Annotated in this window: 22 protein-coding genes and 1 other RNA gene; 16 read left to right on the top strand and 7 right to left on the bottom strand. The window is 37.6% G+C overall.

Annotation, left to right across the window (positions count from 1 at the left end; all coding sequences use genetic code 11):
• The first annotated feature begins 51 nt into the window (after window positions 1-51).
• Entirely contained in the window at window positions 52-1,611 is a 1,560-nt protein-coding gene (locus LW137_RS07215; protein WP_233032604.1) for an AAA domain-containing protein, read from the top strand.
• Between the two features lie 22 nt (window positions 1,612-1,633).
• On the opposite strand, the gene ffs is transcribed toward LW137_RS07215, so the two are convergent.
• Window positions 1,634-1,731, bottom strand: an RNA gene (ffs, locus tag LW137_RS01190) — signal recognition particle sRNA small type.
• A gap of 111 nt (window positions 1,732-1,842) precedes the next feature.
• On the opposite strand from ffs, the gene carB reads away from it, so the two are divergent.
• The 15 genes from carB (at window position 1,843) to LW137_RS01115 (ending at window position 19,038) form a co-directional block, all read left to right on the top strand.
• Entirely contained in the window at window positions 1,843-5,115 is a 3,273-nt protein-coding gene (gene carB / locus LW137_RS01185) for a carbamoyl-phosphate synthase large subunit (protein ID WP_233032603.1), read from the top strand.
• Window positions 5,112-5,543 (top strand): Sua5 YciO YrdC YwlC family protein, encoded by a 432-nt coding sequence (locus tag LW137_RS01180; RefSeq protein ID WP_233032602.1) that lies wholly within the window; start codon window positions 5,112-5,114, stop codon window positions 5,541-5,543. Before carB ends, LW137_RS01180 begins: the two co-directional genes overlap by 4 nt.
• The gene (locus LW137_RS01175; RefSeq protein ID WP_233032601.1) at window positions 5,543-5,791 is read left to right on the top strand and encodes an RNA-binding S4 domain-containing protein; all 249 of its coding nucleotides are present in this window, start codon (window positions 5,543-5,545) and stop codon (window positions 5,789-5,791) included. The genes LW137_RS01180 and LW137_RS01175 overlap by 1 nt, the downstream gene beginning before the upstream one ends.
• A gap of 14 nt (window positions 5,792-5,805) precedes the next feature.
• The gene (gene dapF, locus LW137_RS01170; protein ID WP_233032600.1) at window positions 5,806-6,612 is read left to right on the top strand and encodes a diaminopimelate epimerase; all 807 of its coding nucleotides are present in this window, start codon (window positions 5,806-5,808) and stop codon (window positions 6,610-6,612) included.
• On the top strand, window positions 6,609-9,419 hold the full coding sequence (uvrA, locus tag LW137_RS01165; protein WP_233032599.1) for an excinuclease ABC subunit UvrA: 2,811 nt from the start codon (window positions 6,609-6,611) through the stop codon (window positions 9,417-9,419). The genes dapF and uvrA overlap by 4 nt, the downstream gene beginning before the upstream one ends.
• Entirely contained in the window at window positions 9,416-10,024 is a 609-nt protein-coding gene (locus LW137_RS01160; protein ID WP_233032598.1) for a tetratricopeptide repeat protein, read from the top strand. The genes uvrA and LW137_RS01160 overlap by 4 nt, the downstream gene beginning before the upstream one ends.
• A 111-nt stretch (window positions 10,025-10,135) precedes the next feature.
• A complete protein-coding gene (locus tag LW137_RS01155) occupies window positions 10,136-11,104 on the top strand; it encodes a catalase family peroxidase (protein WP_233032597.1) in 969 nt (322 codons plus the stop codon).
• Between the two features lie 75 nt (window positions 11,105-11,179).
• Entirely contained in the window at window positions 11,180-12,970 is a 1,791-nt protein-coding gene (lepA, locus tag LW137_RS01150) for a translation elongation factor 4 (RefSeq protein ID WP_233032596.1), read from the top strand.
• A gap of 263 nt (window positions 12,971-13,233) precedes the next feature.
• Window positions 13,234-13,389: a hypothetical protein gene (locus LW137_RS01145; protein WP_233032595.1), complete on the top strand. Its 156-nt coding sequence runs from the start codon at window positions 13,234-13,236 to the stop codon at window positions 13,387-13,389.
• Window positions 13,386-13,661 (top strand): CiaD-like domain-containing protein, encoded by a 276-nt coding sequence (locus LW137_RS01140; RefSeq protein ID WP_233032594.1) that lies wholly within the window; start codon window positions 13,386-13,388, stop codon window positions 13,659-13,661. The genes LW137_RS01145 and LW137_RS01140 overlap by 4 nt, the downstream gene beginning before the upstream one ends.
• 230 nt (window positions 13,662-13,891) lie before the next feature.
• Window positions 13,892-14,581: a response regulator transcription factor gene (locus LW137_RS01135; protein ID WP_233032593.1), complete on the top strand. Its 690-nt coding sequence runs from the start codon at window positions 13,892-13,894 to the stop codon at window positions 14,579-14,581.
• Window positions 14,581-15,858, top strand: a complete 1,278-nt coding sequence (locus tag LW137_RS01130; protein ID WP_233032592.1) for an ArsS family sensor histidine kinase — start codon at window positions 14,581-14,583, stop codon at window positions 15,856-15,858. Before LW137_RS01135 ends, LW137_RS01130 begins: the two co-directional genes overlap by 1 nt.
• Complete coding sequence (gene hemB, locus LW137_RS01125) at window positions 15,855-16,814, top strand: porphobilinogen synthase (RefSeq protein ID WP_233032591.1); 960 nt, start codon at window positions 15,855-15,857, stop codon at window positions 16,812-16,814. Before LW137_RS01130 ends, hemB begins: the two co-directional genes overlap by 4 nt.
• Before the next feature lie 112 nt (window positions 16,815-16,926).
• Window positions 16,927-17,844, top strand: coding sequence for a bifunctional enoyl-CoA hydratase/phosphate acetyltransferase (locus tag LW137_RS01120; RefSeq protein WP_233032590.1), 918 nt, complete (start codon window positions 16,927-16,929; stop codon window positions 17,842-17,844).
• A gap of 15 nt (window positions 17,845-17,859) precedes the next feature.
• A complete protein-coding gene (locus tag LW137_RS01115; protein WP_233032589.1) occupies window positions 17,860-19,038 on the top strand; it encodes an acetate/propionate family kinase in 1,179 nt (392 codons plus the stop codon).
• Between the two features lie 56 nt (window positions 19,039-19,094).
• Here LW137_RS01115 and LW137_RS01110 read toward each other — a convergent pair whose 3' ends face one another.
• The 6 genes from LW137_RS01110 to LW137_RS01090 all read right to left on the bottom strand — a co-directional run bounded on the left by LW137_RS01110 (window position 19,095) and on the right by LW137_RS01090 (window position 24,930).
• On the bottom strand, window positions 19,095-20,267 hold the full coding sequence (locus tag LW137_RS01110) for a glutathionylspermidine synthase family protein (protein WP_233032588.1): 1,173 nt from the start codon (window positions 20,265-20,267) through the stop codon (window positions 19,095-19,097).
• Window positions 20,268-20,269: 2 nt separating this feature from the next.
• Window positions 20,270-20,887, bottom strand: a complete 618-nt coding sequence (locus LW137_RS01105; RefSeq protein ID WP_233032587.1) for a UPF0323 family lipoprotein — start codon at window positions 20,885-20,887, stop codon at window positions 20,270-20,272.
• A gap of 99 nt (window positions 20,888-20,986) precedes the next feature.
• Window positions 20,987-22,147 carry a hypothetical protein gene (locus LW137_RS01100; RefSeq protein WP_233032586.1) on the bottom strand — a complete coding sequence of 387 codons (1,161 nt, stop codon included), beginning with the start codon at window positions 22,145-22,147 and terminating at the stop codon, window positions 20,987-20,989.
• 9 nt (window positions 22,148-22,156) lie between these two features.
• Window positions 22,157-23,164 carry an MBOAT family O-acyltransferase gene (locus tag LW137_RS01095; RefSeq protein WP_346344784.1) on the bottom strand — a complete coding sequence of 336 codons (1,008 nt, stop codon included), beginning with the start codon at window positions 23,162-23,164 and terminating at the stop codon, window positions 22,157-22,159.
• A gap of 3 nt (window positions 23,165-23,167) precedes the next feature.
• Window positions 23,168-23,659, bottom strand: a complete 492-nt coding sequence (locus tag LW137_RS07210; RefSeq protein WP_346344780.1) for an MBOAT family O-acyltransferase — start codon at window positions 23,657-23,659, stop codon at window positions 23,168-23,170.
• A gap of 11 nt (window positions 23,660-23,670) precedes the next feature.
• Window positions 23,671-24,930 (bottom strand): nucleotide sugar dehydrogenase, encoded by a 1,260-nt coding sequence (locus LW137_RS01090; protein ID WP_233032585.1) that lies wholly within the window; start codon window positions 24,928-24,930, stop codon window positions 23,671-23,673.
• Between the last annotated feature and the right edge of the window lie 87 nt (window positions 24,931-25,017).

Here is a 25,017-nt window from a genome sequence, read left to right as displayed (position 1 = left end):
ATACATTCAGCGCAAATTTATTATGATTTTTTAGAGCAACATGGGCTAGGGGTGGAAAAAATCAGAATCAAATCATTTCAGTTTGAAAATCAAAGACTCTATATTTTTTTGGGGCAAAAGCTATATAGCACAGATTCTTTATTATTGCGTTGCAATGGGAGAGATTTTTATATTAGTGATGAAGATGAAATTGTTTTGCTTTCTTATGATGAGCAAAAGCAGATCTTGCTTTTGGAATTTCTGATCCCTACAACCAATTTTCAAGATTTTGAACTTCTGAGTGATTTGAAATTTTTGATTATGAATGTGAAAAACTTTTTTTCTTCATTTGAAATTGCTCTTCCCTCTGAAATGCCTATAAAGATTGATGATGATGAGATTCCCTCTGAGCGCTTGAGTGAAAATCAAATCCAAGCCCTAAGGATGATTTTTTCTTCACCTTTGAGTTATGTTTGGGGGGCTCCTGGAAGCGGAAAAACTCAAAGGGTTTTGTTTGAAGCACTTTTATTGCTCATCAAAAAAAATAAAAAAGTAGCCCTAGTTGCACCCACAAACAATGCACTTGAGTTGGCGCTAAAGACAATTATCAAAAAGGCAGATGATTTGGGGATGGAGCGCCATTTGTTTTTGCGTTTGGGTGTGCCTAGCGCTGAATTTTTGGCTCTTTATCCTGAGTGTTGCGATTCGAGTGTGTTGGATAAAAAGCAAGTTTCGCTTTTTTCTTATAGCAATCCCAAAGAAAGAATGGATCAGGCATGTGTAATTGCAATGACTTTAGATGGTTTTATCAAGCGTTATGGGGCGATGAAAATCAAATTTGATCATCTCTTTTTAGATGAGTGTGGTTTTGCTCCTTTGGCAAAGGTTTGTGCATTGTGTGCAAATACTTCTCCACTTAGTATGCTTGGAGATCATAAGCAATTAATGCCTGTGTGTGAAATGCCATCAAAAGAGCTTGAGCAAGAGCCAAAAGCCAAGCTTTGGAATCTCTCCGCGCTCTATTTGGAATCATTCTTTGGCTTAAAAGAAGAAGTTTTTTTGCAAAAGCAACTTTCATTGAAATACACCAAAACTATTAGCTTAAAGCGAACCTACCGTTATGGGGATAATCTTGCACAAATTTTGGATCGTTTTGTTTATAAGAATGGACTTCGAGGAAAGGAGGGGGAGAGCGAAGTGTATTTTGTCGATTGTGCTCGATTTCAGGGGATTGGACTGAGAGGGGAGTTTGATGTGGGACATACAAATGCAAAGGAGATTGAGGCTATTAAAACTCTTTTTCCTCTTTTGGATCATGATTATGCTGTGATTACTCCCTTTGTCAAACAGCGACAGGCTTTGATTAGTAATGGCTTAAACTATGAGCGTGTTTTTACGATTCATCGATCTCAAGGGCAAGAGTTTAATGATGTTGTATTTTCACCTGTTAAGCTTCATTACCACTTAAGTGATTCTAATAATCCCTTGGCTCTTCAAGCTCTTAATGTCGCTATTTCAAGAGTTAAGAAAAGATTGATTGTAGTATGTGATGTACAATTTTGGAGAAAGCATCCTCATCAGTTTTTGACTCAAATTTTAAATATCGCAAAAGAATGGAAAATTGTGAGGTAGGGTTTGAGGCTATCAAAGAAGCCCTTTTGCAGATACCTAAGGCACACAAAAAGTAAAAGTGCTCTGCTGTATTCCTACCCTGAAGCGTTGCTTTTACCTTTCATTGCATAGGTCTGCAAAAGGAAATGCAATATTACAAAAAATCACTTCAAAAATCTATAAAAGCCTTTAATTTTTAAGTTTAAGTCTTGTAGAATCTCAAAATTGATTCTAAATATAAAGTGAGAAAAAATGCCAAAACGAGAAGATATTCAGAATATTTTATTGATCGGATCAGGACCAATTATTATTGGGCAGGCTTGTGAATTTGATTATTCTGGAACTCAAGCGGCTAAGGTATTGAAGAGCTTGGGTTATAAGGTTGTGCTTGTCAATTCTAATCCCGCTACGATTATGACAGATCCAGAATTTGCAGATCGCACTTATATTGAACCTATTAGTGAAGAAGTGTTGGCAGATATTATCCAAAAGGAAAAGATTGATGCGATTTTGCCAACAATGGGGGGACAAACAGCACTTAATATTGCAATGAGTATGGAAGAAAAGGGGATGCTCAAAGGAGTGAAGTTTTTGGGTGCAAATCCTCAGGCGATCAAAAAGGGAGAGGATCGTCAAGCATTTAAAGAAGCGATGATAAAAATTGGAATGGATTTGCCCAAGTCTTGCTATGCATACAATGAAGAAGAAGCACTTAATGCTGCTAAAGAAATCGGTTTTCCTTTAATTATTCGTGCAAGCTTCACTCTTGCTGGTGGAGGAAGTGGGGTGGCTTATAATATTGATGAATTTAAAGTTTTGGCAAAAAATGGATTAGATGCTTCACCAATTAATGAAATTTTGATTGAAGAATCTCTTTTGGGGTGGAAAGAATACGAAATGGAGGTTATTAGGGATTCTGCGGATAACTGCATTATTGTTTGTTCGATTGAGAATCTTGATCCTATGGGAGTGCATACTGGAGATAGCATCACTATCGCTCCAGCCTTAACTTTGACAGATAAAGAATATCAACGCATGAGAGATGCTTCATTTGCGATTTTGAGAGAAATAGGTGTTGATACAGGAGGAAGCAATGTGCAATTTGCGATCAATCCTCAAACGGGTCGAATGATTGTGATTGAAATGAATCCACGTGTTTCGCGTTCCTCAGCTCTTGCTTCTAAAGCGACAGGCTATCCTATTGCAAAAGTTGCCACTCTTTTAGCAGTTGGATTTACGCTTGATGAGATTACAAACGATATTACAGGTACAACTGCAAGCTTTGAGCCAAGTATTGATTATATTGTGACAAAGATTCCAAGATTTACTTTTGAAAAATTTCCCACAGCAGATTCGACACTTACGACAAGCATGAAGAGCATTGGTGAAGTCATGGCAATTGGTGGGACTTTTGCTGAGAGTTTGCAAAAAGCGCTTTGTTCTCTTGAAACAGGACTTTGTGGGTTTAATTCTGTAAGCTCAGATAAAGAGAGGATTCGGCATGAGATTCGTCGTCCCAATGAATTTCGATTGCTCTATATTGCTGATGGATTCCGTCAGGGGTTGAGTATCGATGAAATTTATGCTCTAAGCAAAATTGATCCATGGTTTTTAAGACAGATTCAGACTATTGTTGATTTTGAAAGCAAAATCACAATGGCAATTTTGCAAGAGGAAAGTGTAATGAGGGAGGCAAAATCTCTTGGTTTTTCTGATGTGATGATTGCACAAATCTTGCAAAAAAATGAAGGGATTGAAATCAATCAAGGGGAGATTTATCAAGCACGCTGTGCTATGGGAGTGAAGCAAGAGTATATGCAAGTTGATACTTGTGCTGCAGAATTTACATCACTTACTCCTTATTTTTACTCATCTATTGGGAATTTCTCTAAGATTTCTCACGACTCTTCTTCTCAAGAAAAACAAGATCAACCAAAAGTGATGATTATTGGTGGTGGTCCCAATCGTATTGGGCAGGGGATTGAATTTGATTATTGCTGTGTGCATGCCTCTTATGCACTCAAAGATATGGGAGTTTCAAGTGTGATGTATAACTGCAATCCAGAAACAGTTAGCACTGATTATGATACAAGCGATGTGCTTTATTTTGAGCCTATTGATTTTGAGCATGTGCGGTCTGTGATTGAACGTGAGAAGCCAAGTGGCATCATTGTGCACTTTGGAGGACAAACTCCCCTTAAACTTGCAAAAGATTTAACAAGAATTGGTGCAAAAATCATTGGAACGAGTGCAAAAGTCATTGATGTTGCAGAAGATCGGGAGAAGTTTGCGGAGTTTGTTGAGCAAAATAATCTAAAGCAACCTCAAAATGGAATCGCATTCAATAAAGAAGAAGCGCACAGTATCGCAAGCAAGATAGGTTTCCCAGTTTTAGTGCGCCCAAGCTATGTGCTTGGTGGAAGAGCTATGAGGATTGTATATAGTGATGAGGAATTAAAAGCCTATATGGAGGAGGCAGTTAGAGTGAGTGAGAGCTCTCCAGTGCTTGTGGATAAATTCCTTGATCGTGCGATTGAGCTAGATGTTGATGCAATCAGTGATGGGGTAGATGTATATATTGGTGGGATTATGCAACATATCGAAGAGGCGGGTATCCACTCAGGAGATAGTGCTTCTTCTCTTCCTCCCTCAACACTTGATTTGCAAATGATTGAGGAGATCCAAAAACTCACACAAAAAATTGCCCTCAATCTTGGCGTGATTGGGTTGATGAATGTGCAATATGCGATTTATCAAGATGAGATTTATTTAATTGAGGTTAATCCTCGTGCAAGTCGAACAGTCCCCTTTGTCAGCAAGGCCACAGGGATGCCATTGGCCAAAATCGCAACCCGTGTAATGTGGCAGGGCAATCTTCAAGAAGCGCTTAAATTTTATGATCATTTTGATATTGTGGTATGCAAAAACGGAATCTATCAGCATAAGGATTTAAAACATATCGCCATCAAAGAATCGGTATTTCCTTTCAATAAATTGAGTGGGGCAGATGTTTCTCTTGGGCCAGAGATGAAAAGCACAGGAGAAGTAATGGGAGTGAGTGAAAATTTTGGTGTTAGCTTTGCAAAAAGTCAGATTGCTGCTAAAAATACGCTTCCTATAAGTGGAAAGATTTTTATTTCTTTGCAAGAGCTTGACAAACCATTTGCCTCTTCTTTGGCTAGAGAATTCATTGGGCTTGGATTTAGTGTATGTGCAACAGGTGGAACACATCAAGCGATTACTCAAGATGGTGTAGAGTGCGAACTTGTTTTGAAAGTAAGTGAGGGACGTCCAAATATTCAAGATGCGCTTGCTAATCACGAGGTAGCAATGGTGATTAATAGTAGTGATGAGCGAAGTAATAAAATGGATACAAAGCTTCTTAGAGAGCAAGTCTTGAAATCCTTCGTGCCTTATTTTACAACCATTCAAGAAGCGAAATCTGCTTGCAGTGCAATTCGTGCAATCAGTACTCAAAGCCCTTATAAAGCAAAAGCAATTCAAGACTTTTTGAAAAATAAATGACGCCTCTTTTTTTGGCACAAAGCGATACAACTGTTGGATTTTTGTGCCAAGATTCCCAAAAAATCAATCAAACAAAACAAAGGGGAAATCAAAAAGTTCTAATTGAGGTTGATTCTCTTGAGAGACTGCAAACTTTTGTCCGTGTTCCACAAAAATATAAAAATCAAGTCCGTCGATCCAAAAAAACAACCTTTATTTATCCCAATGGTCAGGCACTGCGAGTTGTACACAATGAGGAGCATCTTGAGTTTTTATCATCCTTTGGTTGGTTTTATTCTTCAAGTGCCAATATGACACAAAAGGCCTATGATGATGCTTTTGCTCAGAGTGTTGCTGATGTTGTTGTATGGGATAAAAGAGGATTGTTTGAAGGAAAAGCTTCTAAAATCATTAAAATCAATACAAAAAATCAAAAAAGGATTCGCTAATGCGATTAGATAAATTTCTAAATAGCACCAATATTCTTAAGCGTCGCAGTATCGCACAGGATATGTGTGATCATGGTGTTGTGTTGCTCAATGGGAAGCCTTCAAAAAGTGCAAAAGAGGTAAAAGTGGGAGATGAAATTACACTTGTTTATCTTGAGTATGAGGAGAAATATAGGGTTTTAGATCTTCCCAAAACCAAAACAATCCCCAAATCACAAAGTCATTTATATGTTTTTAAAGAGCAATAAAGTCAAGGAGTGATATGCAAAAAATAATATTTGAAAAATACAGTGCAAGTGGCAATGACTTCTTAATCACTCATTGTGGGTTTACAAATGATGTTGATGATGCACTTTGTGATCATTTTGATCTTTCATTTCTTGCTAGGCTTTTATGTCATCGATTTGAGGGGATTGGAGCAGATGGATTGGTTGTTGTGTCTCCTCATGAGCAATATGATTATCAATGGAAATTTTATAATAGCGATGGATCTGAAGCCTCAATGTGTGGCAATGCAAGTCGTTGCGTAGGGTTGTATTCGTTTTTGCACTCTTTTGCTCCTAGAGTGCATCATTTTCTAAGTGGTGCGGGGAAGATAGGGATTGAAATCCTTAATCAAACTTATCCTTATCGTGTTAAGAGTGTATTGGGTGAATATAAGTATTTGGGGAGTTTTGGAGAGTGGAATCTATTTGATACAGGCGTGCCTCATTTGGTCAAACTTACTTCAAAGGAAGAGTATGAGAATTTGAGTTTGGAAGATATGAGGGTGTTACGAAAGCAATATGATGCAAATGTCAATATCGCATTTTGTGAAAATGAAACTTTTGTTATTAAAACTTATGAGCGGGGAGTAGAGGGAATCACTCTTGCTTGCGGGACAGGGATGGCCTCACTTGTTGCCCTCTTGCATTATTTTCATGGGCAAGATCAGGATTTTTTGATGATTCCACCATCTAAAGAAGTGCTGAAGTTTTATATTGAGGGGAAAGTGATTTCTTTTGAGGGGGAAGTGAAGAAAATTGCAGAGTGTGAAGTGAATTTGAATGATTTTGGAGTTGAGATATGAAAGAAACAATTAAGATTTTTGGAGCTAAAGAAAATAATTTAAAAAACATTCAATTAGAGATTCCAAAAAATAAACTCGTCGTTTTTACTGGATTGAGCGGAAGTGGGAAAAGCACTCTTGCCTTTGATACCTTATATGCAGAAGGACAAAGACGCTATATTGAATCCCTTTCAAGTTATGCTAGGCAGTTTTTAGACAAGGTAGGCAAGCCCAATGTGGATAAGATTGAGGGGCTTACGCCCGCGATTGCTATTGATCAGAAAACGACATCCAAAAACCCACGCTCAACAGTTGGAACTATTACAGAGATTTATGATTATTTGCGACTTTTGTATGCAAGGATAGGGAATCAACACTGCCATTTGTGTGGAAAGCCCATTTCGCATATGACACAAACAGATATTATTTCTCAAGTGTTGGATTTACCCAAAGATTCAAAACTGATTATTTTTGCTCCTTTGATCAAGGATAAAAAAGGAACTTTTGCAGATAAGCTTGAGGCTTTGAGGCAAAAAGGAATTATCCGTGCCTTTATTGATGGGGTCATTGTGCGCCTTGATGAGGAGATTTCTCTAAGCAAAACCAAAAAACATACAATTAAAGCTGTAATTGATCGTGTTGTTTTAAATGAAGAAAATCATACGCGAATTGCCCAAGGTGTGGAAAAGGCTCTTAGGGAATCTTTTGGAGAGGTGGAAATAGAGATTCAAGGGGATGAGGGGGCAAAGAATCTGCATTTTTCTGAGCATTTTGCTTGCTTTGATTGTAAGGTAAGTTTTGAGCCTCTTGAGCCACTTGCTTTTTCGTTTAATTCTCCCAAGGGAGCGTGTGAGGATTGTGGGGGACTTGGGATGAAATATAGTCTAGATCTCAAAAAGATTCTTAATCGTTCAATGCCTTTAGGGGAGGGCGGGATCAAATTTATTTTTGGCTTTAATCGCAGTTATTACAGCCATTTGTTTGAGGCATTTTGTGCAAAACAAAAAATTAAGCTTTCTCAAACCTTTGATGAACTCTCTAAGAGTCAACAAGATGCTCTTTTGTATGGAAACTCTCAAGAAGTGGAATTTCAATGGAGGGGAAGCGCTCTTTCGCGTCCTTGGAATGGAATCTTAAAAATTGCCTATGATATGCTCAAAGATGAAAAAGATTTGGCAGATTTTATGAGTGAAAAATCTTGCCCTTCTTGTCATGGTTATCGCCTCAAACCTCAATCTCTTAGTGTGCAAGTTGCAGGAAAGAGAATCTCAGAAGTCTTGAGTATGCCCTTGCAGGAGTGTTATGAGTTTTTTGTCAATGAAGATCATTTTGCCTATCTTTCATCTCAAGAGACAATGATTGCTACTCCGATTTTAAAAGAAATTCGCGAGAGATTATTCTTTCTTTATGATGTGGGGCTTGGGTATTTGACATTGGGGAGAGATGCACGCACAATTAGCGGGGGAGAAAGCCAGAGGATTCGGATTGCTTCACAAATTGGAAGTGGTTTGACAGGGGTGATGTATGTCCTTGATGAGCCAAGTATTGGATTGCACGAAAGAGATACTCTGAAACTCATCCGCACCTTGAGGAATCTGCAAGAAAAAGGAAACACGGTTATTGTTGTAGAGCATGATAAAGAGACGATTTTGCAAGCAGATTTTGTTGTAGATATTGGACCAGGGGCGGGGGTTAATGGTGGAGAGGTGGTATTTGCAGGAAGTGTTGAGGAACTTTTGAAGCAAAACACTCTCACTGCTAAATATCTCAATGGCAAAAAACAGATTGCTTATCCGCATCAGCGTAAGCAAGAAAAATTCTTAGAAATTTGTGGTGTTAATATCAATAATATTAAAGATTTAAGTGTCCAAATTCCTCTTTCTAATTTTGTGTGTGTAACAGGAGTTAGTGGAAGCGGGAAGAGTTCATTGATCTTGCAAACGCTCCTTCCTGTGGCGCAAGAATTGCTCAATCATAGCAAGAAGATTCAAAAGTGTGATGGAGTAAGTATTAAAGGCTTGGAGCATTTAGATAAGGTCATTTATCTTGATCAAAGCCCTATTGGTCGAACTCCTCGAAGTAATCCCGCGACTTATACAGGGGTTATGGATGATATTAGAGCGCTTTTTGCTGAAGTCAAAGAGGCAAAGGTGAGGGGCTATAATGTTGGGCGCTTCAGCTTTAATGTTAAGGGTGGAAGATGCGAGAAATGTCAAGGGGAGGGAGAGATCAAGATTGAGATGCACTTTTTGCCTGATGTAATGGTGAAATGTGATAGTTGTCAAGGGACGCGTTACAATGCACAAACTCTAGAGATTCGATATAGGGATAAATCAATCGCGCAGGTATTAGATATGAGTGTAGATGATGCGTTGGTATTTTTCTCAAAAGTCCCAAAAATTGCTCAAAAACTTCAAACTCTTCAAGATGTGGGACTTGGATATATCACTTTGGGGCAAAATGCAACGACTTTAAGTGGAGGGGAAGCTCAACGTATCAAGCTTGCCAAAGAGCTAAGTCGCAAAGATACGGGTAAAACACTTTATATTCTAGATGAGCCAACAACTGGACTTCATTTTGCAGATGTAGATCGTTTGACAAAAGTTTTGCATCATCTTGTGTCTTTGGGGAATTCTGCAGTTGTGATTGAACACAACTTGGATATGATCAAAAATGCTGATTATATTATTGATATTGGTCCTGAGGGGGGAGATAAGGGAGGGAAGGTGTTGGATTGTGGAAGTGTTGAGCATATCGCAAAAAATGCTTCTAAGAGTGGAAGTTATACGGGTCAATTTTTGGCCAAAGAAATAGGTCTTGTAAAATGAAAAAAGTATATAAGCTATGGTTTTTATTGATGGCGTTTGCAATCGCTTTAGAATCTGCCAATCCTTACTTGCCAAGCAATAAAAATTCAGAATTTGCCAAAAATAATCCCTATCTTGAAAAGAAAAAGAAAAAATCCCATATTACAAGCACACATGGAAAACCTGTCCCCAAATATCAGCTTCTTCCTCCTATCACTGCCAAGACTCCTCCACCACCTACACCCAAAAAACCACGCAAGATTATTGATGAGGATGGAAATATTGTGGAAGAGAAGATTGAGCCGCCAAAGCCATTGACTCCTCAGGAGCTTGAGCTTAAAGATGCTCAATTGCGATGTTATGCTGAAGATGGAGCGTGGTGTTGGAAGGTGGGAATGTATTTTTTTGAAGGAAAAGTTGTCAAGCAGGACTATGAAAGTGCTTTTGATGCTTTTGAAGCGGGGTGTTTGAAAAAAAATGGAGGAGCTTGCTATAGCATGGGATATATGTATGAATTTGGGAGGGGAGATGTTCCATATGATTCTAAAAAGGCTCTTGATTTATATTTGAAATCTTGTAACTATGGATATAACCTTGGATGTGAGGCTTATAGGAGATTGCGATAATTTTATATTTGTGTCATTGATGAAGTAAAAGCCTAGAAGACGAACTCTGTTGTCTGAAGATATATTTTTAATAGGTAATTTTTTATCCTTTAGTTTTTTAAAGGAGACAAAATGAAAAAAAGTTTAAGGATTGCTATCGTAGCTTTTTTGTGCGCAGTAGGCTTAGGATATGCAAATGAAGTCTATGACGCACAACGGATTGCAGAAATTTTCAAACAACTCAATGGCGATCCTCAAAAACCCAAGCAAAAGGTTAATCATGCTAAGGGATTTTGTGCAAGTGGGAGTTTTATCCCAGAGAAAAATATTGCTTCTTTAGTTGATGTGCCGATGCTTGTAGAGGGAGAGCTATCCGCAGAGCTTCGCTACTCTCTTGGTGGGGCGATGATGAGTGATAAAAGCAAAACAAGAGGACTTGCGCTTAAATTGCAGGGCAAAGATGAAGTTTGGACAATGGTGATGCTTGGAACAGAGATCAATTTTGCTCGCACTCCAGAGGAATTTGGTCAGTTTTTTGAGATGAGATTGCCTGTCAATGGAAAAGTGGATCAAGAAAAAATCAAGCGCTTGATGCAAGAAGTTGATTCTTATCGTAAGTTTGCAGAATATACAGCGATGATGGGGGTTACGCCAAGTGTTGCTCATACGGCTTATTTTAGTATCCACACTTTTTATTTCAAAGATAAAGAAAGTGGAAAAATGATTCCAGCACGATGGAAGTTTGTGCCTACTGAAGGGGTGAAGTATTTCTCAGAAGAGGAACTCAAAAAAGTTAAAAATGCATTTTTAGAAGAAGATTTTAAGGTGAGGATTAAAAAAGCTCCTATCGTTTATCAAATGTATCTTGTGTATGCCAATGAGGGGGATTCTGTGAATGATACGACAGCTTTATGGAGTGGGAAGCATCGCGAAGTGCTTGTTGGAACTTTGAGGGTTGATGGATATCAAGAAAAGCAATGTGATGGGGCGGTGTATTTCCCCTCAGAACTTCCACAAGGTGTAGGTGCTCCACAAGATCCTTTGTTTGATCTTAGAAATGAGACTTATGGGATCACTTTTGGTTTTCGTCAAGATAATTAAAATAGGGGGAGGGGGAGGATAAAAGCTTTTTAAGTATTGTAAAATTTCCCTTATTTTTTATAGGGATTTTTGATCATGCAAAATATTAGAAATTTTTCAATTATTGCTCACATTGATCATGGCAAAAGCACTTTAGCAGATCGATTGATTCAGGAATGTGGGGCAATTAGCGATCGTGAAATGACCTCTCAAGTAATGGATACGATGGATATTGAGAAAGAGCGGGGGATCACTATCAAAGCGCAATCTGTGAGGTTGAACTACACCTTTCAAGGAGAGCAATATATCCTCAATTTGATTGATACTCCAGGGCATGTTGATTTTAGCTATGAGGTGAGTCGTAGTCTTAGTAGTTGTGAGGGTGCATTGCTTGTGGTGGATAGTACACAGGGAGTAGAGGCTCAAACGATTGCGAATGTCTATATTGCACTAGAAAACAATCTTGAAATTTTGCCAGTTCTTAATAAGATTGACTTGCCTGCAAGCGATCCTCAAAGTGTCAAAGATGATATTGAAAATACAATTGGACTTGATTGCTCTGAAGCCTTGGAGGTGAGTGCAAAAAGTGGAATTGGAATCCAATCTCTTCTTGAGGCAATTGTTCAAAAAATCCCAGCACCTAGCGGTAATCCTCAAGCTCCGACAAAAGCATTGATTTATGATTCGTGGTTTGATAATTATCTGGGTGCTTTATCGCTTGTTAGGGTGATTGATGGAAGTATTGAAGTGGGGCAAAAAATCACAATGATGAATACCCAAAAAACACATGAAGTTTTAAGTCTTATGTATCCTCATCCAATCCAACAAAAAAAGACACCTAAGCTTTCTTGTGGAGAAATTGGGATTGTTTCTTTGGGATTAAAAAGTTTGACTGATATTGCTGTGGGGGATACTATGACAGATGCAGAAAATCCCACAGCAGAAGCCATAGAGGGATTTATGCCAGCCAAGCCTTTTGTGTTTGCAGGAATCTATCCGATCCAGACTGATAAGTTTGAAGAACTGCGTGATGCACTCAATAAACTCAAGCTTAATGATTCTGCTCTTTCTTATGAGCCTGAAACTTCTGTGGCCTTGGGATTTGGGTTTCGTGTAGGGTTTTTGGGGCTTTTACATATGGAGGTGGTCAAGGAGCGTCTTGAGAGAGAGTTTGATCTAGACTTGATTGCAACAGCTCCAACTGTAGTATATGAGGTTCATTTGACCAATGGAGAGATTGTGCGAGTGCAAAATCCAAGTGAGCTCCCTCCAGAGCAAAGAATCGCATCGATTCAAGAGCCTTATGTGAGAGCTTCTATCATTACACCCACTGAATATCTTGGTAATGTCATTACGCTTTTAAACAATCGTCGAGGCGTGCAAGAAAAGATGGAATATCTCAATGAAAGTCGAGTAATGCTTGTATATGCATTGCCAAGTAATGAGATTGTGATGGATTTTTATGACAAGCTCAAATCTAGCACAAAGGGGTATGCAAGTTTTGATTATGAACCAATTGAATATCGAGAAGGTGATTTGGTCAAGCTTGATGTGCGTGTGGCGGGGGAAGTGGTAGATGCACTTTCAATTATTGTTGATCGTAGTAAATCTTATCAAAAGGGAAGGGCACTTGTAGAATCAATGAAAGAACTCATCCCGCGTCAGTTGTTTGAAGTGGCAATTCAGGCGAGTGTAGGAAATAAAATCATTGCAAGAGAAACAGTGAAATCTATGGGAAAAAATGTAACTGCTAAGTGCTATGGAGGAGATATTACGCGAAAAAGAAAGCTTCTTGAAAAACAAAAAGAGGGGAAAAAGAGAATGAAAGCAATTGGAAAAGTTGAGCTTCCTCAGGAGGCATTTTTGAGCGTGCTTAAGATTGATTAGGGGGATTGGGTTTTGCAAAGTGATTGAGTGTATTTGAGATTTTATTTGATTGCTTAAAATCAAGCCAAAAGCTTAAAAGAGGTCATTTTGTGCTTCTCTTGGTTGTTGTAATGCAAGAGAATTTTAGATATTTGTGATGGGGGGAGGGGTGGTTTGATTGGGAATTAAGGTAGGGTGAAGCCTTGGTTTATTGTTATTTGTGTGTTTGAGACGTTAAGGCTTTTGATACAATCATGTATCTTATCTATTTGGGGACTTTAAAAATGCAAAAGATTCAGAAGATTCAAAATTTTTTTAAACGCTTTAGAGAATTTAAAAATCACGAAAAAAGAGAGGAATATCGTGAGATTCAAGGATTGTTTATTTATGGAAACAATGAAGAAGCAATTCAAAAACTTGAAAGGTGGTTACTAAAATGAGCGGAGAATTGCGCGATGTTGTTTTGGAGGCTTTATCTCAGATTGATTTAGGAAGTGAAGTTCAAGAAAAAACAGTGAGCGATCGTGATATGTTATCAGCATCGCTTATTGATGAAAAAGAGTTTCTCAGTATGCAGCGTGAAAAGTTGATTTTGCTTTTTGAGGGGTTGCTTTCTCCAGAAGTTGTGGATTTGGAGAAAAAACTGGAGCTAACTTTGCGATATTTGCAATTTCAACTCAGTGAAATTGATAAAAGATTAAGTGAAATTTAACTAAGTAAATATAAATTTTACATTTTTTGCTATAATGAAATCATGTCTTTGCTTAAGATATAACTTTTGAAAAGACAGACGATTCTAAGTTACAAAATTCTCTCCTAATTATTTTGTATTCCTTTGTGTTGATGCTAGGGGTTAGCCTCTAGCACTCTTTCTTTGGTTTATTTAAATTTTATTTTTTTGGTTATGATTTGCAGGTTTTATAAACTTACAAAGGGTTGGAAATGCTTGAAATTTTAATGATTGAAGATGATGTTGAATTGGCGGAACTTTTGACAGAATATCTCAAAAAACACGATATGAATGTGACAAGTTACGATGAGCCATATACAGGGATGAGTGCAGTAAATGCAAAAAAATTTGATTTGCTTTTGCTTGATTTGACATTGCCTAATCTTGATGGATTGGAAGTGTGTCAAAAGATTGTAAAGCAAAAAGATATTCCTATTATTATTTCCTCGGCACGCAATGATATTAATGATAAAACAAAAGCCTTGGAATTTGGTGCAGATGATTATATCCCCAAGCCTTATGATCCTCAAGAGCTTGTAGCGCGAATTCATGCTGTGTTGAGAAGATATAGTGCAAAAGCTCAAGAAAGTTCGCAACGCAGTGTTGTTAAAGAAGTTTTTGAAGTGCGACCAGAGGGAAGAGATATTTTCTTTAAAGGCAAGAAGCTTGATTTGACTAAGGCAGAATATGAGATCTTAGCACTTCTTTTGAGTAAGATAGGGCAAGTTTTTTCAAGAGAAACAATCGCAATTGAGACCAAATCAATTAGTCCTGAAAGTTCTAATAAAAGTATTGATGTTATCATCGGTCGCTTGCGAGCAAAAATTGAGCAAAACCCTAAGGCACCGGAGTATATTATTTCTGTAAGAGGCGTAGGATATAAACTTGAGATCAATCAATAATGTTTCGTAAGTTTTTACTAAACAGTTCGATTTTTTTTAAAATCTCTGCGTTATTTATCTTTGCACTTTTGAGTTTTTTGGGATTTTCTTTTTATTTCATTCGAGACCAAATTGAGCAAGAGAATCTAAGGGAGGATTTGCGTTATCGCTATTTTCTTAGAACTCTTGCTCCGATTGTTCGAGATAGTCAAGATTTAAATGTTGTTTTACAATATCTAAATGAGTTTGGTTTTGTGCCCACAACAGATCCAAGGATCAAAAATCAATTAATCAATACCAATAAGCTCCCCCCAATTGTGCAGGGTTTTTTTGCAAAAACTTTAAAAGTAGAGAATCGAATCTATATTTTGCTTGAAACACCCAATGAGCCTTTGTTGTTTAACTATGTATCAAAAACATCTTTTGCAAATTTTTATTTTGTCATTTTTGTTGCTGTAGCTCTTCTTGTTTTGATGTTTGTAATAATTTTCCGATCTCTTGTTCCTCTTAGGTGGTTGCATTCTAGTATTAAGCAGTTTGCCAAGGGGGATTTAAATATCTCTTGTCGCTTAGAACAAAAGGATGAGATAGGAGAATTGGCTCAAGAATTTGATAATGCCGTAGCAAAGATTAGGGCTCTTAATGAATCAAGAATGCTTTTTTTGAGATCGATTATGCATGAGCTCAATACGCCTATCACGAAAGGGAGACTTATCTCAGCAATGCTAGAAGAGGGTGTAGCTAAGGAGAGATTGACTTCTGTGTTTAAGCGTTTTGAGGTTTTGATTAAAGAATTTGCAAAGCTTGAGCAGATGAATGCTAAGGCTTATAAAATGAAAAAGAAAGAGTTCTTGCTTGAAGAAGTTGTTGCTGAAGCCAAATCAATGCTCTTGATTGATAATGATGATCAGATTGTGATGCAAACTCAGGGAGATTTAATCAAGGCTGATTTTGAGTTGTTTGCATTGGCTTTAAAAAATTTATTTGATAATGCGATTAAATATGGTATAGATAAAAAAGTTTATGTCAAATCCGTGCAACAAGATCTTTGGATTTCTAATCAAGGCAATCCTCTAAAGGCCGATTTTGCTGAATATCTCAAGCCCTATTTTAAAGAAAATAATTCTCAAGGATTTGGATTAGGGCTTTATATCATCAAAAGTGTCCTTGAGACGCAAAAATTTGGAATTGAGTATATCTATCAAGATGGTTTTAATTGTTTTATTATTTCAGATTGTATCGTAGAGAACTTCTGTCAGATTCAAGAGAAAAAACCCAAGATAAGGAAACGACCATGAGATTTAGACGCCTTAGAATGAATGCAAATATTCGTAGTTTGATAAGGGAGACGGATTTAAAGATCACAGATTTTATTTATCCTCTTTTTGTGATTGATTCCCCAAATGTAAAAAATCCCATTCCATCGATGCCTGATGTATATCAACTAAGTCTTGAGTATTTACTTGAAGAGTGTCAGGAGTTGGATAAGCTAGGGGTTTATCATATTTTGCTTTTTGGAATCCCAGCCTTTAAAGATGCCTTTGGGAGTTCTGCTTTGGGAGAAGAGAGTATTGTGGCAAGAGCGATTAGGGAAATTAAAAAGCATTTTCCTCAAATGTGTATTAGTGTGGATCTGTGTTTTTGCGAATATACAAATCATGGGCATTGCGGAATCTTGCAAGGTGAGAGTGTGGATAATGATGCAACTCTTGAAATCTTGGGCAAGCAAGCGCTTGATTTGGCAAAGGCTGGAGCGGATATGATCGCACCAAGTGGGATGATGGATCATACTGTGCTTCACTTAAGGAAAGTGCTTGATGGTGCAGGCTTTATTCATCTTCCAATTATGAGCTATTCAACTAAATTTGCAAGTGCGTATTATGGCCCCTTTCGTGATGTGGCACAATCTACCCCAAGCTTTGGAGATCGCAAGACTTATCAAGAAGATTATGCAAATCGTAGAGAGGCTATTAGAGAGAGTCTAAATGATGAAAAAGAGGGGGCAGATATTTTGATGGTCAAACCTGCTTTGGCTTATTTGGATATTGTTCGAGACATTAGAGAATCTACACTCTTGCCTCTTGCACTTTATAATGTAAGTGGGGAATATAGCATGCTAAAACTTGCAGGTCAAGCAGGTGTTGTGGATTATGAAAAGGTAATGATGGAAACAATGATGAGCTTTAAGCGAGCAGGGGCTGATATTATTATTAGCTATCACACTAAAGAAGTTGCTAAGCTTCTTAGGGCGTAACTTTCGGTAAAAAAGCAAAAAAGAGCAAGCCAAAACTTATAAGGGATTAATAGTTTTAGAATCTTCTAGGCGTATAATTTAAAATTAACTTTTTGATGAAGAAGGAGAAAAAATGCAGCAGTTGCAAGGTAGGGAATATGGTGTTTTTGATGATGTGTTGAAAAAGGCAAAAGCAAAAGGACGCATTAGAGTTGCTGTTGCTCAGCCTACTGATGAGACGAGTTTGAGTGGTGTGATTGATTCTTATCAAGAGGGATTGATTGATCCGATTTTGGTGGGAGATGAGCAAAAGATCAAGAAAGTGGCTTCAGAACTTGGATTTGATGTTTCATCTTTTGAAATTGTTAATGCTATCAATGACCTTGAAGCTGCAACAAAAACAGCAGAGTTTGCAACAAAAGGAGAAGTCAAGGCTCTTATGAAAGGGAATCTCCATACAAATGATATTATGGGTGCTGTTGTCAAAAGAGACGCTGGATTGAGGACAGAAAGAAGTATTACTCATGCATTTATTATGGATATCCCAGCTTACCATAAAGCGCTTTTTATCGCTGATGCAGCTATTAATATTGCCCCTAATGTTGATGTAAAGATGAGTATTATCCAAAACACGGTGGATTTGGCACATAAACTTGGAATCAGTCTTCCAAAAGTGGGGATTTTGAGTGCTGTTGAGATGCCTTATGAAAAGATTCCTAGCTCAATGGAAGCACATGAGCTTACAGAGCGATCAAAAACAGAGGTTAAGGATGCGCTTGTGTATGGTCCATTGGCCTTTGATAATGCGATTTCTGCACTTTCTGCAAAGATTAAAAAGATTGATTCTGAAGTATGTGGAGATCCTGATATTTTAATTGCTCCTCAAATTGAATCGGGCAATATTTTGTTTAAGGCCCTAGTGTATCTTGCATATGCTAAGGTTGCTGGAGTTGTGCTTGGGGCAAAAGTTCCTGTGATCTTAACTTCACGAGCAGATAATGCAGAAGCAAGAGTGGCAAGTTCGGCATTGGCTGTATTGGCTAGCCAATAAGATAGGAGGAAATAGATGAAAGAGATTATTTTAGTTATCAATGCGGGCAGCTCAAGTCTGAAGTTTAAGATTTTTGATCTTGATCATATGGTTATTGCATCAGGCCAAGTGGAAGGGATTGATTTAGCGCCAAGTTTTAAAGCAAAGGATACAAAAGGAGAGGTGATTGCAGAGCATCAATGGAGTGAAGCAGAGGCTCATAATCATGCTTTGGTTTTGGGGTATTTGATCGATTGGATTACAGAGACTTTTAAAGAATATACGCTAAAAGCTTGCGGACATCGTGTCGTCCATGGCGGGACAATTTTTAGCTCTTCTGTTTTGATCAATGAGAAGGTGATCGCAGATATTGAAAGCTTGATTCCGCTAGCTCCATTACATCAACCTCACAATTTGCGTGTGATTAAATTGATGCGAGAAAAATATCCTACACTTCCTCAAGTTGCTGTGTTTGATACAGCATTTCATCAAACAATGCAGGGAAATGCAACAATGTATGCTATTCCTTATGAGCTTTATAAGCAAGGCGTAAGACGCTATGGAATGCATGGAACTTCTTATGCCTATATTGCAGAAAAGCTCAAGGAAAGTTATCCTCAGATTGCACATAAGAAAGTCGTGATTGCTCATATTGGATCTGGTGCTTCACTTTGTGCGATTGAAAATGGCAAATCTGTGATGACAACTATGGGATTTACAGCTCTTGATGGTGTTTCAATGGGAACAAGGCCTGGAAGTATAGATCCTGGAATTTTGCTTTATTTGATGGAAAATAAGGGTTATGGAGTAGATGAAATTAGAGATTTTATCTACTATAAATGTGGAGCGGGCGGACTTTCTGAATTGAGTTCAAACTTCTATACTCTTGAATGTAACTATGAAACTCACGAGGGAGCTAAGCGGGCTTTTGATTTTATGACTTTTAGAACAGCTGAAGAGATTGCAAGATTGAGCGTTAGTCTTGGAGGAATTGATGCGCTTGTCTTTACTGCTGGGGTTGGAGAAAATTCTGCTCACTTTAGAGAAGAGGTGTGCAAACAGCTTGCCCACCTTGGAATCCAAATTGATCAAGATAAAAACAAAAAACGAGGTGAGGAAAAGATCCATTCAAGCAATAGCTCTATTGAGGTGTATGCAATTCCAACAAATGAGGAATTGATGATTATGCTTGATACCAAAAAACTTGCAAAGTAAACAAGAAGGGGGTGGCGAGAATCTAAACCTTTAAAGAGAAATTCTCTCCTTAAAGGTTAAATAAGCTTATGACTGACAAATTTTGAGTAATTATCAATAATCTTCCCGCCCTTTCGGAATCCCAAAGCACAACTTTCATAAGCATAAAAAACATTAGGCTGATAAAAATGTCCATCATGAGAGTTGAGTTCATAGAATTCTTGATAGATTGGTTTGTGGTTGGCGTAGATTCCTTTATTTCCTTCGATGAGTTTTAGTGAAGAGTCCAGAATCTCGATATTGGCACCCTCGCGTCCAAAGGCAGTTTTTTTGACTTGCTTTTTGTTGTGTAAAGGATCATAAGAGGTTTCAAGCAAAAGTGGATGATTGGGAAAGAGATCCCAAAGGATTTTGAGCATTCTTTTGCTTTGAAAAAGTAGGGTGTAGGCAGGATTAAGAAAGATTGTGTTTTTGTTGGCCATCATTTCTTTGATAAGGTTTGCCATTTCTGGTTCATCAATAGCAATATTTTCCCAAGGAATGAGCTTAAACCAAAATTCATAGTTTTCCTCATCGTAAAATAAGCCATCTTGAGCAGAAAGAACTGCTTCATCGACATAACAAAATTGTGTATTGAAACCATAAGAAGATGCGATTTCTTGTAAAAATCGCACGGTACGTTCTTCTTCACCGCTTCCTCTAATGCTTGAGAATAAAATCTTCCATCCCTCATAAACAGAATCAAAACCCGAAACATCTTCACCTAAGGTAATCATTCTTTGGAAATTTTCTCCAAGAGATTCAAAAAGATTATTAAACTGAAGGTTTTCATCCATCCCATTGGCTTTCAATACAGCCCACTGAATCACTGCACTTTCATAAAGCATTGTAGGTGTATCAGCATTGAATTCCAAAAGCTTAATGGGTTTTCCATCAAGTCCTCCGGCCAAATCAAAGCGCCCATAAAGATGCCAATGCACTTCTTCTTCCCAGCTTTGTTTGATGGGATCAATGAGGATTTGTGGAATATCAAGCTCAAAAAATAGATCATTTTTAATCACATATTCTCCAGCCTCACAATACATCTCATAAAGTTCATTGCCCGCTTCGTAGAATTGATCCGCCTCTTCTTGTGTGACTTCGATAATTTCATTGCTGATATAGGCTGTATTATCTGGATCTGTATGCCATTGGCAACCCATATTTTCCAAAATATCTGCACTGAGTTGAGTGCCTTGTATGATTTTCATCTTTAACCTCCATAGCTTGAAGAATTTGAAGAACTAGAGCCAAAAAACCCGCTTTTCCCGCTATTTGTTCCTCTTGTATTTGATGGAGCATTGGAAGATCGTGCAGAGTTGAAGCTATTTTGACTGCGCTCATAGGCTTGCGGAGATTTGTAGTTTCTCATCTGATTTTGTTGAAAGTTGGGATTATTGAAGAGTTTATTGCCAATATAGCTTCCAAGAATCGCTCCAGCTGCACTTGCAAGTAGAGCACCTCCAAGCCCCATTCCCAAACTACTTCCAGAGCTTGTTAGCTCACTAGTTCCATTATTGATTTTTGCTTCCTCTTCTTTGATGAGTTTATCAATCTCTTCTTGCGTTAGGATTCTCTCATTTCCGTTTTGATCGCGTACAATGACTCGTGTATGATCGCTAGGGTATTCTTCAGCGACTTTATATTTCCCATCACTTTGCTCTTCTAGGATAACAAACGCTCCTTTTTTGCTTTGCTGGAGTGATTGGACTGTGTTTTGGGTATCTTGGTTTGATGAGGTATTGTTGCAACCGCTTAGTGCTACAAGGGCCAAAGCACTAAACCCGCCAATCATGGCGTAATTTGAAATTTTTTTGAAATGTTTGTTCATGATGATCCTTGAAATAGTTGAGATGAAAAATTTTAACATTAAATATCAACTAAACACAGGTTGAGTAAGTTTGAAAATTTTTGATTTTGATTGTTAAAATTATCTTTTGCATCCCAATTCAAGAAAATCAACTTCATTCCATCCGTCAATATTATCTGAATAAACATATCCGGCTCTAGTTTGGAGAGTTGTTTTGATTACAGAAAGATTTAAAAAGGATCTGAGATCAGATGAGGATCTAGCTATTGCATTGAGAATCTTTGAATAAGCAATGTCACCCCCATGGAATCCATCATAAAACTCACAGTCCGATAATTTAATTTTATTTGGATTTAAAAAATTAAAAATTTTATTATCTCTTGCAAATGAGGCAAAATCGTTGATGTATTGATATCGATTGAGATCATCGTGTATTAGAATATTATAAATAGTTGGTGCAAAAGGTGTGGTAAGAACAATAAAATGAAACTGATTTTGTTTTAAAAATTCCATGATATGTTCAAATAGTTTAATTCGCTTTGGATCAAGTTTTTCTCCATAATAGAAAGGAAAAATTTCATTTTTGATTCTGTATTTGCTATCCAAAAATTGACGATCGTTGGCAGGGGCAATGCCACTGAGGGTTGAGAAATATAAATAAGAACCATCGCTTAAACTACCATCAGATTTGATGATTGCTCTAAAACCAAGACTGTCAAGTGTTGTATAAGGATTATGAGTTGTCAAATTAGAAGAGAGAAGGTGTTTGAACAACTCAGGATGTTGAGAAAATATTTTGACTGAATTGAAGATTTTTGATGGAGATATTTCTTTACCTTGGAGTGATTGATAGGTCGCATTTGAAGTATTTGGAATTTTTTTATTAAACCACCATGGATCAACTCCCAAAATCATCGGCTTAGGTCGATAAAGCTTAAGAATCTTTGTGATGAATTGTTGCATTTCTTCTAGAGAATTACTGGCATTTGCTGCTGCAACAAAAGAGCGAGAAAAGAACTTTTGTCGAAATTGTCCAACTCGAGATGAACCAATAGCAATAATTTCTGGTTTCACTTGTTTTATTAAAGCTAGGCGATAGGCAAAATAATTTTCATTTAGAGCAGATCCATAGATAGAATTGTGGCGAATTTGATGTTGAACAATTTCTTCATAGGAGTTATGTTCAAAGTATTTGCTTAAAACCTGTGTAAGCCCGACTGTAAAAAGAATTCCAATTGATAAAAATAGAAAATATATAAGCACAAAAGTTTTGGATTTCATAATAATTTCCTAAAAATTAAAGTATAAAAATTGAGATGTTTTGTCGATATAAAGAAAGGCAAAAAAACTCAAAACAGTTGTCCAGATAAGTTTTGGCAGTGATGGTTTGAAAGAACTTGTCATTCTTGATGAGTTGGAGAAAAATAAGACAATCAGAAATGAAAGTGGCAGATAGAGAATTTCAAATTTTGTAATTCCTGTAATCATAAATGTTTGACCAAAATTTAAGTTGATATCTGTGAGGAGTTTTTGGATAAATGTCGGCAAAACAATCCCATTAAATCCCATCATGCTTTTAAGGATATCAAGTGCTCCACTTACATTTTCACTTCTGAAAAATACCCAAGAAGCATTGATGAAGTTGAAAGTCAAGATCCAACAAATCACTATATAGAATCGATTCTTGATCTCTTTGATATCAAAGAGCGTCTCTAAAGTGTAGCAATAGATTCTGTGGATGACCATAGCACTTGCATGTAAGATTCCCCAGATGATAAATCCCCATCCAGCTCCATGCCATATCCCACTCAACATAAAGACGACAAAGAGATTGAAAAGCTCTCTTGGAAATCCCTTTTTGTTGCCACCTAGCGGGATATAAAGATATTCTGTAAGAAACCTCCCTAGCGTCATATGCCATCTTTTCCAAAAATCCTTGATATTGCTTGCTTTGTATGGAGAGTTGAAGTTGATTGGCAAGATGATTCCAAAGAAAAGAGCGATCCCAATCGCCATATCACAATACCCACTGAAGTCAAAATAAAGCTGAAAGGTGTAGGATAAGGAGGTAAGCCAAGATTCGATTAGATTGAGATGGATTCCATTTTGAGCAGCTCCAAATCCCTTGTTGGCATAGATAGCAAATTGATCTGCTATGACGACCTTTTTGAATAATCCAATAGAGAAGACAAATAATCCTTTAGCAAATTTTTCCCAGTCGATGAGCTCTTTGCTCTTTGCTGGGAGTGAAGCAAATTGGGGCATCATCTCTTTGTGATGGACGATTGGCCCAGCAATGAGCTAAGGGAAAAAGGTGACAAAAAGTGAATAATCCAATAAATCGATCTTTTTGTCCTCTTGTGATTTGTAAGTATCTACAAGAAATGCAATTTGCTGAAAGGTAAAAAAACTGATTGCTAAGGGAAGAGCAAGAGAGGGGAGAGGGATTTGCGAATCAAAGACAAAGTTAATATCTTCAAGTAAAAAATCAGTGTATTTAAAAAAAACCAATAAACCTAGATTGAAAGCAATCCCACCAATCAGCCAAAATCTTTTATGCCCCCCCCCCTCTAGAGTTAGACTAACTAGCTTTTGAGCAAAAAGAAAGTTGATTGCTAGACTAGAGAGCAGGATGGGCACATAGGAGGGATTCCAATATCCATAGAAAAATAAGCTTCCAGCAACCAAAAAAATCTTAGATAGGCGAAAATATGCTTGATGTTTAAGGATATAGTAGCCCACTAACATACAGGGCAAAAATGCAAAGATAAAGATGTGGGAATTAAATAGCATAAAGGGATTCCTTATAGCCTAGCGTGGGAGGATTTTAACATACCCTTAAGATCATAAATCACGCTATTTTGATGTAAAAATGGAGTGAAATCCATAGGGGTAAATGCATCATGAGCTACAGCTCCAAGGAGTGCATCAAAGCTTATGCGTGGAAGTTCTTCTAGGGTGTGAAAAAGAGTGAGATTGTGCTTGCTTTGCACTTCATCTTTATCTGCCAAGGGATCAAGTAGAGTGACTTTACAACCAAACTCTTGGAGTTCCTGTGCGACTTCAAAGATTTTAGAGTTGCGGATGTCGTTGCAATTTTCTTTAAATGTCGCACCAAGGATAAGAATCCTGGCATCAAAGAGGGGAATGTGAGCTTGACTGATAAGTTTGATGAGTTTATGAGCGATAAAGTGAGGCATAGCATCATTGACAAGGCGTCCAGCAGAAATCACTCGCGTGTGGATTCCTAGCTCTTGGGCTTTGTGTGTGAGATAGTAAGGATCGACACTGATACAATGCCCTCCCACAAGCCCAGGAGAGAAAGGCAAAAAGTTCCACTTCGTGCTAGCAGCTTTGAGTACTTCATGGGTGGGGATTTTTAATGCATCACAAAGGATCGCGACCTCATTGACAAAGGCGATATTAAGATCTCTCTGGGCATTTTCGATGGCTTTTGCCATTTCGGCTATTTCGATAGATGGAGCAAGATAGGTGCCTGCGGTGATGATAGATGAGTAGAGGGTATCGATTTCTTGAGCACTTTCTTGCGTGCTTCCGCTTGTGATTTTTTGAATCTGTGTGAGTTTGTGTGCGTGGTCGTTTGGGCTGACGCGTTCAGGAGAGTATCCGACAAAAAAATCAATATTAAACTTTAGATGAGAATATTGCTCAAGAATGGGTATGCAATCAAGTCGCGTGCATGTGGGGTAAGTAGTAGATTCGTAAATGACAATATCCCCTTGCTTTAAGAGAGGAGCGATTGATTTTGAGGCATTTTGGAGATAAGAGATATCGGGATTTTTGAATTGATCTAGAGGAGTGGGGACGGTGATGATATAAATCTGAGCATCTTTAAGATTCTCTAAATCGCTATGAAAGCTCAAATGATGTGAATCTTTAAAGTCTTGTTCTATGATTTGGTGAGTTTTATCAATATGAGATTGGAGTTCTAAGATCCGTCTGTGATCAATATCAAATCCTAAGGTAGGGTAGTGTTTTCCAAATTCGATAGCTAAGGGGAGTCCAACATATCCTAGTCCGATAATCGCAATAGTTTTGGCCATTTGATTTCCAGTATATCAAAGAATAAAATTTGGAGTATATCAAAATGAAAGTTTTTCTATTGAGAATTTATGCTTTTAGATAAGATG

This window comes from Helicobacter kayseriensis, from assembly GCF_021300655.1.
Lineage (GTDB): Bacteria > Campylobacterota > Campylobacteria > Campylobacterales > Helicobacteraceae > Helicobacter_G > Helicobacter_G kayseriensis.
The sequence above is the reverse complement of the archived record's forward strand: the minus strand, read 5'-3'. Positions and strand labels throughout refer to the sequence as shown.